Genomic DNA, 12,266 nt, shown 5'->3' on the forward strand with positions numbered 1-12,266 from the left:
ATTTCTTCATGACTGAGTGTTTTGCGACAGCAAGGCTCCTATCTCAACTGAATAAAAACGGCTCATGCAACTCATTGGCAACAAGGAAAACAAGATGCAACTGCAAGCGATTGATTACCACAGCGATACAGCACAACAAGACTTTGTAAAATCTCTTCGAGAAACTGGCTTTGGGGTGTTGAAAAACCACCCTATCCAACAAAACTTGGTTAGCGCCATTTACCAAGAATGGCAAACTTTTTTTGACAGCGAAGACAAACACCAGTATCGCTACAACAAAAGCACCCAAGACGGCTTTTTCCCCGCCGATGTGTCTGAAACCGCGAAAGGCCACACCAAAAAAGACATTAAAGAATACTTCCACTACTACCCATGGGGCCAATGTCCACCCGCCCACAAGGCCATGCTGGCACAATATTACGCCGAAGCAACGCATCTGGCGGCAGAGCTACTGGCTTGGGTTGAAAAACACTCCCCAGCTGACGTAGCCAAGCATTACTCACAATCGCTTTCTAGCATGGTAGACGGCAGTGACCAAACCTTACTACGCGTCTTGCATTACCCGCCACTTAAGGGGGATGAAGAACTTGGCGCAATCCGCGCTGGCGCCCACGAAGACATTAACTTATTAACCATTTTGCCCTCTGCAAACGAACCTGGTCTTCAAGTGAAAGCCAAAGACGGCACCTGGATGGACGTCCCTTGTGACTTTGGCACGCTGATTATCAACATTGGCGACATGCTGCAAGAAGCGTCCGGTGGCTATTTCCCATCCACCTCCCACAGAGTCATCAACCCAGAAGGGGCAGACAAAACCAAATCTCGGATTTCTCTGCCCTTGTTCCTTCATCCAAAACCCGAAGTCGTTTTGTCGGAACGCCATACCGCAAAAAGTTACTTACATGAACGCTTGGTAGAGTTGGGCGTGATCTAAAGACCAAACAAGATGTCATTAAAAAAAATGGATGATCATCGATCATCCATTTTTTGTTTAAGCCGCATAGATAAAGTTGACTACTTTAAAGATCGATCCCTTTGGCTCTAAGCAATTCATTCACGTCGATAATCTTGCCTGTTTTTACCGACTCCTCTGCGGCACACCCAACTACAACAGACCAAAAACCTTCTTCTACCGTCGCGCTGTTGGTTTTTTTGCCTGCCATTTGATCGGCAAATGCAATGTGCTCGAACCAAGTTGCACCGTTGTGACCGGAGGCTTCGATCAATTTAGGGTAGCTTGGCTGTGATGTTTTAGACGGACGATTCTGACCACAGAAAACTTCCATTTCAGTCCGCAAACGTGCGTTTTCACTGAAGTCTTCGATCTCAGCCGCTTTCACACGACCTTCATCGCCGCACACCAATAGCTCTTCATGGAACATAGGGGCAAACATGCAAAGGTTGAAACCTGCGCGAACGCCATTGGCGTATTCAACCGTCACAAAAGCGCTATCAAGAATGTCAGATTTTTCGCCTTTGAATTCAAAGTCACGGAAGTTGGTAGACTGGGAACCATTGGCATAAACACGTACTGGACGAGACTGGGCGAACAAGTTCATTAAATCAAAGTAATGGCAGCATTTTTCTACTAGCGTACCGCCAGAGAACTTAGAGAATTTATTCCACTGATTTACTTTATCAAGAAACGGAATACGGTGCTCCATGATGTTAATCATCTTCACTTCGCCCACCGCTTTACGTTCTAGAACTTCGTGAATGGCTTCGGAATAGATAGATTTATAACGGTACTGCAAACCGATCTGCAAAACAGCGCCGTATTCTTTCGCCATTTTGGTAATTTCGTAGGCATCTTCTAACTTGGTCGCCATCGGCTTTTCCATGAAGATGTGTTTGCCCGATTTGATCGCTACTTTTAGGACATCAAGGTGAGTAAAGTTAGGCGTACAAATTAAAATACCGTCAACTTCTGGGTCATTACACGCCGCTTCTAGACTGTCATAGACTTTGAAATCTTCATCGGTGATTTTGGCGAATTCTTCTTTGGCTACTTTAACGCTGCGCTCGTTTAGATCGAACACACCATGAATAGCAGAACGACCAACGCGAGTCGCCACACGCATGTGTTCCATACCAATCATGCCGCAACCAATCAGGTTCACACGAAACTGCGCTGGCTCTTTGGCGAAGAAGTGACGCTCTTCTTCATTGATGTAATGAAAAGCTGGGCCAGTGTAACTGAATAGCTGTCCGTCGATTTTTTCTCTGCTCATGGGGTCTCACCTAACTTAGAATTATTTTGTAAGGCTAAGATAGGAAAAGCGCATCATTATGTCTAATATATGTTAATCACATACTTAATATGAAAAAGATATCATGCGCTTTAGAAAACTGAATTATTTTATTACCGTGGCGGAAGAGCTGCATTTTGGACGCGCTGCGGCTCGATTACATATTGCCCAGCCACCACTGTCACAACAAATTAAAGCCATTGAAGATGAACTTGGCGCCGTACTTTTTGAGCGCAGCAGCCAAAAAGTCTCTCTGACGCCTGCCGGAGAAGCTTTGCTACCTCAAGCAAGAGCACTGTTGCAGAACTGGGAAAAGATACAAGAACAAGTTCGCAGTGTTGCCAACGGCACAGCTGGTAACCTATCGCTTGGGTTTGTTTGGGCGGCTGGCACACCGCATTTTTCTAAGGGCATCGCGCAATTCAAACAAGACAACCATGGTGTGACACTCAATCTAGAAGAAATGACCACAGCCCATGCCCTAGATGCTTTAAGAACAGAGAAAATCGACTTAGCCATGATCTTTCTTAACCCACTGATGGATATCACGGATCTCGAACACCAAGAGTATGAAATACAAAAACATCTGCTCGCTTTACCTGACAACCATCCTCTTGCGCAAAAAGACAGTGTGCCTCTAAGTGATTTGCACCAGCTGCCGTTTATTTCCTTCACCAGACAAGCTCACCCATCGTTATACGATCAGATTATGCACTCTCTTCATGCTGCAGGAGTAGAACCCAACATTGTACAAATTGCTCGATTGACTCAAACCACTCGCACCCTAGTCGCCGCAGGCGTCGGCGTGGCGCTTGTGCCTGAATCCACCCAATTCGATCAGCGGGAAGGCTTAACCTATCGCCCGATTGATGGCGTGCTACCAGAACTCGCCATCCACTTTGTATGGCGTAAAAACAGCCTAACGCCCTTAATGGAAAGGTTAATTACTCACCTTCACGCGCAAGTACTAAGATAATTAGGCTCGAACATTCCTAAAAAAACAGCAGACAAAAAAAGCCAGTGCAAGCACTGGCCTAATGAAAAAATCACTGTTCTGAAGAATTTATTAAGATTAGTTCTGTGCCATGTAGGCTTCATCAATAGATGCTTCACACGCTTTCACTGCATTTTCTGTAGTTTCAACCCACTTAGCACCATATTCGTTAACAAACCAAGCACGAACAGGTTTCGCGGCTTCTTGGAACTGAGCTTTTTCTTCAGCCGTTGGTGCATAAACGGTACCACCAGACGCTTTAAATTCATTATACGCATCAATCTGACGGCGTTTTGGCATAACGGTTGTGACTTCACGCAGGGCATCAAAACCATCCATCATGATATGCTGAAGATCTTCAGGCATGTCTTTCAGAGAATCGTTATTCATCCACCACATAGACGCCATATAACCGTGACCATCTAAGGTCATGTATTTAATGTGCTCGTTAAACTTCATGCCCATGATGTCGGTAATACCGTTTTTTGTACCTTCCACCAAACCTGTTGCCAAGGAGGTATACACTTCTGGCCAAGGCACAGCGGTTGGGCTGCCACCCATGGCTTTCACAAGCTGCATTTGGATGGGTGAGTTGATCGTACGGATCTTCAAACCTTTTACATCAGCGGGTGTTTTAATCTGTTTTTTCGTCGTTGCGAAGTTACGCCAGCCACCCGTATTACCAATGGTCATCAAGCGCATAGTACCTGTACGATCCAGCAATTCTTTACGGATTGGACCAACCAACATTTCATTATTTAAGGCGCATTCAGCAACCCGATCAGTTGGAAATATATAAGGAATATCAATCGCTTGAATTTCAGGGAAGACATTGGCTAAACCGCCCGTCGTGGTATTAAACACCTGAATCAAATTGGCTTGCAGAGCTTCAATACATTCTGTTGGATTACCACATAGTTGACCGCCTGAATAAATATTCACCTGAATACGACCGTTAGATTGCGCCTCTACATAATCTTTTAACACCACTGCGCCGTCATAATCTTCATCGCTGGTATTTGAAAGATGCACAATATTGAATTCATAATCCGCCGCAAGCGCAGGCATAGCAGCAAGAGACAAACTCGCTGCCATAAGCGTTGGAACAAAAGCGGCTGTGGTCTTTTTTAGTAGATCGGTTTTTTTCATTTCGAAAGCTCCGTTTTTTATTATTGGATCACGTATTCTTATTCTTGGATCACATTAGTGGCAAAACAAGCCAATAGAACATTTATTAGCAGATCATCAGATGATTATTGATAGTAAATGTGCTCTTATCTTGTTATAACTTGTTTTATATCTTATATAAGACATAAAGTGCAAGAAAAGAACAGATTTTTTTACTTCATTTGCGTATTCTAAGAGCCAAAATTACAACAGGTTAAGCCATGACAGACACAACATCGAAGCCATCACCTATCTTCAAACCTCTGTATAAACAAGTTCAAGAGTTGATTACAGAGAGGATTATTGAAGGCGTTTGGAAACCAGGTGAGATGTTGCCCAGTGAGTTCCAGCTGGCGGATCTACTGGGTGTCAGCCAAGGAACGGTTAGAAAAGCGCTCAATGCACTCACCGAAGATAACGTATTATTTCGTCGTCAAGGCGTGGGGACTTTTGTGTCGGAACACACCTTACAAAAAATGCTGTTCCACTTTTTTCATTTTAAAAGTGATAATGGCGATATTCCCGAATTACCGTACGCACAGTTGCTCGAAACACGATTAATCACACCAGACAACCGTCTACAAAGCGTTTTTAATATCGCTTCAGATGAAAAAGTCATCGAAATTCATCGTGTTCGCTCTATTAAAAATACGGCCTCCATTCGTGAACTGATTTATCTGCCACATCGTTACTTTATGGATTTAGACAAAGAAGAAAAGCTACCGCATTCCCTGTATCACTACTATCAACAACATTTTAATATTACTGTCCACAAAGCCACAGACAGACTTAAAGCAGTGCTGGCCGATGAGCAAGACCAAAGCATCCTAAACGTGGCCGCAGGGCAGCCTTTATTAGAAGTAACACGAACAGCTCGTGCCTTAGACGGACGTACTGTGGAATACCGAGTCAGCCGAGCCAATAGCCAAGATCTGCATTATCTTGTTGAACTGAATTAACACACAGCTTCTGAAAACACTAAAAGAGCGCGCTGAGCCGAAAGCCAGCGCCCTCTTTTGGCTTGCTAAAATCCCTGCCACATCAAGCTCATGCCAGACAGTAGCAACAAACTAAACGCAATAAAACGCATCGCTCGACCAGAAATAGGCAGTGGAAACTTCCTAGCGACCAACGTCGCCACAACGACGACAGGAAAACCAAGCGCACATAACAACCAAGTCTCAGTATCGACGCCTCGCGTCAGGCTAACCGATCCCACGCGCAAGGCCGCCGTACAACAAAAGATCCCTAACAAGGTTGCGCGTATTCTGGCCTGATCATCTGGCTGGCGATACATCATAAAGGTAATTGGCGGACCAAAGGTCGCAAACATGCCGCCCATGACCCCACCAATGACGCCACTAACAGCAAAGGCTCCAGCAGAAGACGCTCTTCTCACCTTATGAGCTTGAAGCATCATCACTAAACTGCTAACGACAATGCACAAGCCTAAACTAAACTTCAACCACCCTATCGCGTTTTCACCAAGGTAGCCAAGCAGCCATACACCAAGATATATCGCAGGCAAACACGGCAGAATAAACCCCCAGAAAGCACGAAGGTTCACCTGCTTCCAATGTCCGCCATACAAGCCTATGCCCGCATTAATAAGGCTCAACACACTCACTGCAAACGCTGTCACTTCAATAGGCGCTAAACCTAAGGCTGACACGCTGCTCACGACAATCAGCCCAAAGGCAAAACCAGTCGTCGCTTGAATGTAACTGCCAAGAGCAAAAAACAGTAATAGAAGCAGGCTCGAACTATCCATAAGCATAAAAGCCTCCCTCGTTTGTTACCTTCTTAAATACTCCGAGAACTAATTGCTTACGTCCCATCAGGAGGCAAAGCCAAGTAAACGAGGCAAAGTCATCGTCAAGGCTGGAATGTACGTAATCAGAATAATAACCAGAATATGCACCGCCAAATACGGCAGCATTTCACGACTAATCCGCTCTACTTTTTCACCACTGACACTGGAGGCAACGAATAACACCAACCCCATTGGAGGCGTCGCTAAGCCTATGGTCAAGTTCACACACATCACAATCGCAAAGTGCAAAGGATCAATGCCGAATTGCGTCACAATAGGCCCAAGGATTGGCCCTAAAATTAGGATGGCTGGCCCCGCATCTAAAAACATGCCAACAAGCAACAATAAAATATTAATGATTAACAAGAGTAACAGCGGGTTTTCTGTCAATGTCACCATAATATTGGCGATTTTTTGTGGCGCACCGGACAAACTAATTACCGCTGAAAATGCCACAGCACTACCGACTAGGAACAAGATCACTGCAGACGATTTCGCTGTTGCATAAAATAAACTCGGCAAACTGCTCATTGTCATGGTTCGTGACAAAAGACTGACTAGCAAGGCGTATGCCGCCGCAACCGCTGCGGCTTCGGTTGGTGTAAACACCCCAGATAAAATCCCACCTAGCAAGATAACGGGCGTCAGCAGAGGCCAAAAAGCCTGCTTAACCGCCGTACCACGCTCTTTCCATGTGGCTTTTTCAGAGGCCACTTTGTATCCTCGGCGACGAGCCAAAAACCAGGTCATGATCATTAAGCTTACGCCAACCAAAATACCTGGAATAATGCCTGCCGCAAACAAACCACCGACCGATACGTTCATCACAAAGGCGTACAGAATCATGATACCGCTGGGTGGAATAATCGGACCAATCACCGAAGAGGCCGCCGTCACGGCCGCCGCAAAACGACGCGAGTAGCCATTCTTTTCCATCGCGGGAATCAGCATTTTCCCTAAGGCCGAACAATCCGCCACGGCTGAACCACTTAAACCGGCAAACAACATGGAAGACAAAATATTGATTTGCGCCAGACCACCGCGCAAATGACCGATAAAGGCTTGGCTTACCTGTACCAGCGACAAAGTAATACCACTGCGGTTCATTACCTCACCCGCCAGCATGAAAAACGGAATAGCCATTAGAGGAAAGCTATCAATGCCGTTGTATAGACGCTGCGTCAGCAAGAGATAGAACATCTCTTTGCCTTCCAGAAATAGACTCAGACCCGGCGCAAACAACAAGGCAAACGCGACAGGCATGCCCAAAAACATGACAGAAAGCAAAATCCAGAAAAATGAAATGCCCATGGGTTATGCCTCGCTTTCGCTATCAGACAACACAAACTTGTCGCCATTAGATTCATTAAAAAGACGCGTAATACCAATCAAGAAAAGCTCGGTATACACCAACATCATGACGCCAAAGCCAACCGGCATCGCCATATAAGACCAAGCTTTGGTAATCGGCAGCGCCGTGGCTAACATACGCGTTCCCTTTAAGGCAAAATCTAAACTTTTATTAAAAGCGTAATACAAAACGATTCCGACCAGCACATACAGCACCAACTCTAGCAACACACTCAATCGTCTAGGCAAAGACCCCAAAATAATATCGAGGGCCGCGTGTTGTTTTGTACGAGAGACAACAGGTAATGTTAAAAACGTCATCCAAACCATCAAATAACGTGCGAGTTCTTCCGACCAAGGCAAAGAGTCATTCAGCACATAACGACAAAAAACCTGTACCAAAATAATGGCAGTCATAACCGCCACAGCGGTGATCGCCAAATACTTGAACACAAATATCAGGGCCGAATTCAGCCGCCCTAATAGCGTTATTATTCTTATTAATAAAAGCATAGAGACACCTTTATGAGTTCTTCATTTGCGCCAAATGCGCCTTACACTGTCCCAACATATTGGCGAGATCGTTTGCAATCGACACAAAACTAAAGCCTATTTCTAACGCCCACTTCGCATCGTCAGGGGTTGGCATCACGGTTCCTACGGGTATTCCAGCTTGGTTACAGGCGGTCACACAAGCCACAATTTTGGCACGCACATCAGGATGATTTACTTGACCAGGCAAGCCCATTGTCATCGACAAATCACCTGGGCCGATAAATACCGCACTGACGCCATCAAGTTGGCCGATTTCCACCGCCAACTCTAACGCTTCAACGGTTTCCAATTGGGGAATCAAACACACTTGCTCATTGGCCGCCGCAGGGTAATCTTCACGCGTGGTATAACGGGCCGCACGATGCATTTTGGCAAAGCCACGTTTGCCCAATGGCGGATACATGCTGGCCTGAACAATGGCTTTCGCCTCTTCCACCGATTCCACAAATGGGAAATACAAGGTCATACCGCCTTGATCTAATACCTGTTTAATGGCAATTGGATCATGGCTGGGCATACGAACCACGGCGGCTGTTGGTGTTTGCTCAATCGCACGTAAAATGGGCGTCGTGTCATGTACACTGGCAGGGCTGTGCTCTAAATCCACCACCAAATAGTCATAGTTCAAAAACGCCATCGCTTCAGCAACGGTCGGGCTACCAGACAAAGTCCAACCACCAACCAACTTCTGACCGTCCAGTAAACACTGTTTAAATGGGTTAATCGTCTTGCTCATTTAGAATATCTCCGGTTCATCGATGACAGCGTCACCTTGTAAAAAGTCAAAATCGCACCCTTCATTGGCTTGGGTGACATGAGTTGAAAACATAGCGCCATAACCACGGGCAAACTTTGGCGGTGGCGGTGCCCAAGCCGCTTTTCGTGCGGCCATTTCTTCGTCGCTGATCTCTAAATTCAGCGTGCGTTTTTCTACGTCCAAGGCGATCCAGTCACCGGTTTGAACAAAGGCTAACGGCCCGCCAACATAAGATTCCGGCGCAACGTGTAAGATACAGGTGCCATAATGAGTGCCGCTCATGCGAGCATCCGAAATACGCACCATGTCGCGCACACCTTTCTGTAAAAGCTTCTTCGGAATCGGCAAACCGCCCCACTCAGGCATGCCCGGACCACCAATTGGCCCCGCATTTTTCAGCACTAAAACGGTGTTTTCATCCACATCCAGATCCGGATCGTCGATCTGCGCATTCATTTGCGCGTGATTTTCAAATACCAAGGCTTTACCGCGATGATTCAATAAATGCGGGGACGCTGCAGAGGGTTTACACACCGCCCCATCTGGACAAAGGTTTCCAGTGATCACGCCAATGGTGCCGCGGTCATTGACTGGGTTATCTAGAGAACGAATCACGTCTTCGTTGTAAATTTCTACGCCTTCCAAGTTCTCACCCAAGGTGCGACCATTTACATTGTCTTGATCCAAGTGAAGAAAGTCTTTTAGGCGCGTCAATAACGCTGGTAAACCACCCGCGTAGAACAGATCTTCCATTAGGTATTCGCCCGCTGGCATTAGGTTGGCGATGACAGGCACTTTACGCGCCCATTCATCAAACAACGACATAGGCAAATCGATGCCCGCACGCCCAGCCATAGCGATCAAATGGATAATACCGTTGGTGGAACCACCCAGCGCAACATAGGTCACAATGGCGTTTTCAAAAGCTTCTTTGGTGGCGAGAGATTTAGGTGTCAGGTCTTCAAACACCATTTTGGTAATGCGTTCGCCCGCAAGAGAGCAAAGACGTTGGTGAGCCGAATCGGCCGCCGGAATGGTCGCAGAACCGGGTAAACAAAAGCCCAAGACTTCCGCCATAGAGGTTAACGAAGACGCGGTTCCCATGGTGTTGCAGGTACCCACCGAGCGCGTCATTTTGGCTTCCAATTCAAGCCAGTCTTCATCACTCAAATTACCGGCACGCTTTTCATCCCAATATTTTCGGGTATGAGTGCCCGTACCAATTTTTTCGCCTTTGAAATTACCGTTTAGGCTCGCACCTGCTGGAATATAAATAGCAGGAATATTCATACTGATGGCGCCCATTAATAGGCCCGGTGTGGTTTTGTCACAACCGCCCATTAAAATCGCGCCATCAATCGGATGACTGCGCAACAGCTCTTCGGTTTCCATCGCAAGGAAATTTCGGTACATCATGGTGGTTGGCTTCACCATCACTTCGCCAAGTGACATGGCGGGCATTTCCAATGGATAACCACCAGCGCGAATGATGCCCTCTTTGACAAACTGGGCACGCTCTCTAAGGTGAGTATGACATGTACTGATGTCACTCCACGTATTAATGATGCCTATCACTGGGCGGTTCATGAAATCGCTGCGCTTGTAGCCCGTTTGTTGCGTGCGTTGTCGATGCGCAAACGCTCGCATATTGTCAGGAGCAAACCAACGCTGACTGCGCAGGTCTTCGATACGTTTTGCCATGATGTGGTCCTGTTTTTTCACTGTTTATTTTTATCATTTGCCGTATTAAGGATCGTGGCTTGTTTACGGCTTCTTAAAACTTGTGATATAACTCTTATATAAGACATAAGAGAAGTCAAGAACTATCCCCTTACTGATTAAAAATAGTCTCTTGAAATAACGACCTAAAACAAAAACCAACTAGAGGTACCGCAATGCTTGAACTAAAGAACACAGCACTCCTGCAAACAAAATGTTTAATCAATGGAGAGTGGGTCGAATCTTCAGAAGGCAACACGCTAGATGTATTCAATCCAGCAACAGGTGAATTAGTCGCAACCGTTGCAAGCGTTGGTCCTGCTGAAACACAACAAGCGATTGCCGCTGCTGAAGCCGCGCAAAAAACATGGAAAAAGAAAACCGCCAAAGAACGCGCTGCATTATTACGCCGCTGGCATGACCTATTAATGGCAAACCAAGAAGACCTTGCAAAGCTAATGACCGCTGAACAAGGCAAGCCATTAGCCGAATCTCGTGGCGAGATCGGCTACGCGGCGTCGTTTATTGAATGGTTCGCAGAAGAAGGCAAACGCATTTATGGCGATATGATTCCAACCTACGCGCCAGATCGTCGTATTCTAGTCATGAAAGAACCCGTTGGTGTGTGTGCCGCTATTACACCTTGGAACTTCCCCGCGGCCATGATCACTCGTAAAGCTGGCCCAGCCCTTGCTGCGGGCTGTACCATGATCATCAAGCCAGCTTCCGAAACGCCATTAAGCGCCTTAGCCATGGGCGTTCTTGCCATCGAGGCCGGCATCCCAGCAGGCGTGATTAATATCGTGGTGGGTAAAGCGAGCCAAATCGCCAAAACGCTAACGGACTCATCCGTTGTTCGTAAGCTCACGTTCACAGGTTCTACGCCTATTGGCAAATTGCTGATGAAAGACTGCGCCGACACCATGAAAAAAGTCTCTCTTGAACTGGGTGGCAACGCGCCTTTTGTTGTGTTTGATGATGCCGACATCGACGAAGCCGTTAAAGGTGCCATGATGTCAAAATACCGCAATGCCGGACAAACTTGTGTTTGTGCCAACCGTATTTATGTTCAAGCTGGCGTATACGATACCTTTGTTGGGAAATTCGCGGCGCAAGTAGCCGCCATGAAAATCGGCCACGGAACTGAGGATGGCGTTGAACAAGGCCCACTGATTAACCGCGCCGCGGTCGATAAAGTCGACGAGCATGTACAAGATGCTATTAGCAAAGGCGGCAAAATTGTCACCGGTGGTAAACGTCATGAACTGGGCGACAATTTCTATCTCCCAACGGTTATTGCCAATGCTACGCAAGACATGCTGTTTGCCAAAGAAGAAACCTTCGGGCCTTTAGCGCCAGTCTTCAAGTTTGAAACAGAAGACGATGTGATCGCGATGGCGAACGACACAGAATACGGTCTAGCGTCTTATTTCTACTCTCGAGATATTGGTCGTATTTTCCGTGTCGCAGAAGCGTTAGAGACAGGTTTGGTTGGTGTTAACGCTGGCGTCATCGCCACAGAAGTGGCGCCATTTGGTGGTTACAAAGAATCCGGCTTGGGTCGTGAAGGGTCTAAATACGGTATTGATGACTACATCAACACCAAGTACGTTTGCCTAGCAGGTTTGGATAAGTAACGGATAACTCAAAACCCTATGCAAG

11 protein-coding genes are annotated in these 12,266 nt (G+C 46.5%); 4 read left to right on the forward strand and 7 right to left on the reverse strand.

The window, feature by feature from the left end; all coding sequences use genetic code 11:
* Positions 1–94 precede the first annotated feature (94 nt).
* Entirely contained in the window at positions 95–934 is an 840-nt protein-coding gene (locus EBI00_RS09960; RefSeq protein WP_123095776.1) for a 2OG-Fe(II) oxygenase family protein, read from the forward strand.
* 85 nt (positions 935–1,019) lie between these two features.
* On the opposite strand, the gene EBI00_RS09965 is transcribed toward EBI00_RS09960, so the two are convergent.
* Positions 1,020–2,231, reverse strand: a complete 1,212-nt coding sequence (locus EBI00_RS09965; protein WP_123095777.1) for a Gfo/Idh/MocA family protein — start codon at positions 2,229–2,231, stop codon at positions 1,020–1,022.
* 103 nt (positions 2,232–2,334) lie between these two features.
* Between EBI00_RS09965 and EBI00_RS09970 the strand changes: the two genes are divergently transcribed.
* Positions 2,335–3,225: a LysR substrate-binding domain-containing protein gene (locus tag EBI00_RS09970; protein WP_123095778.1), complete on the forward strand. Its 891-nt coding sequence runs from the start codon at positions 2,335–2,337 to the stop codon at positions 3,223–3,225.
* Between the two features lie 96 nt (positions 3,226–3,321).
* Here EBI00_RS09970 and EBI00_RS09975 read toward each other — a convergent pair whose 3' ends face one another.
* A complete protein-coding gene (locus EBI00_RS09975; protein WP_123095779.1) occupies positions 3,322–4,392 on the reverse strand; it encodes a TRAP transporter substrate-binding protein in 1,071 nt (356 codons plus the stop codon).
* 239 nt (positions 4,393–4,631) lie between these two features.
* Here EBI00_RS09975 and EBI00_RS09980 point away from each other — a divergent pair, with 239 nt between their 5' ends.
* Positions 4,632–5,369, forward strand: a complete 738-nt coding sequence (locus EBI00_RS09980; protein WP_123095780.1) for a GntR family transcriptional regulator — start codon at positions 4,632–4,634, stop codon at positions 5,367–5,369.
* A gap of 65 nt (positions 5,370–5,434) precedes the next feature.
* On the opposite strand, the gene EBI00_RS09985 is transcribed toward EBI00_RS09980, so the two are convergent.
* Genes EBI00_RS09985 through araD form a run of 5 tightly spaced genes read right to left on the reverse strand, consistent with a single transcriptional unit; the run spans position 5,435 to position 10,586 of the window.
* Entirely contained in the window at positions 5,435–6,187 is a 753-nt protein-coding gene (locus EBI00_RS09985) for a TSUP family transporter (protein ID WP_123095781.1), read from the reverse strand.
* A 60-nt stretch (positions 6,188–6,247) separates the two neighbouring features.
* Positions 6,248–7,534, reverse strand: coding sequence for a TRAP transporter large permease (locus EBI00_RS09990; protein ID WP_123095782.1), 1,287 nt, complete (start codon positions 7,532–7,534; stop codon positions 6,248–6,250).
* A 3-nt stretch (positions 7,535–7,537) separates the two neighbouring features.
* Positions 7,538–8,086: a TRAP transporter small permease gene (locus tag EBI00_RS09995; protein WP_123095783.1), complete on the reverse strand. Its 549-nt coding sequence runs from the start codon at positions 8,084–8,086 to the stop codon at positions 7,538–7,540.
* A 10-nt stretch (positions 8,087–8,096) separates the two neighbouring features.
* Positions 8,097–8,864 carry an HpcH/HpaI aldolase family protein gene (locus EBI00_RS10000; protein WP_123095784.1) on the reverse strand — a complete coding sequence of 256 codons (768 nt, stop codon included), beginning with the start codon at positions 8,862–8,864 and terminating at the stop codon, positions 8,097–8,099.
* Positions 8,865–10,586 carry an L-arabinonate dehydratase gene (gene araD, locus EBI00_RS10005; RefSeq protein WP_123095785.1) on the reverse strand — a complete coding sequence of 574 codons (1,722 nt, stop codon included), beginning with the start codon at positions 10,584–10,586 and terminating at the stop codon, positions 8,865–8,867.
* A gap of 194 nt (positions 10,587–10,780) precedes the next feature.
* Here araD and EBI00_RS10010 point away from each other — a divergent pair, with 194 nt between their 5' ends.
* The gene (locus EBI00_RS10010; RefSeq protein ID WP_123095786.1) at positions 10,781–12,241 is read left to right on the forward strand and encodes an NAD-dependent succinate-semialdehyde dehydrogenase; all 1,461 of its coding nucleotides are present in this window, start codon (positions 10,781–10,783) and stop codon (positions 12,239–12,241) included.
* Positions 12,242–12,266 lie beyond the last annotated feature (25 nt).

Origin of the sequence: Marinomonas hwangdonensis (assembly GCF_003721245.1) — a bacterium.
Lineage (GTDB): Bacteria > Pseudomonadota > Gammaproteobacteria > Pseudomonadales > Marinomonadaceae > Marinomonas > Marinomonas hwangdonensis.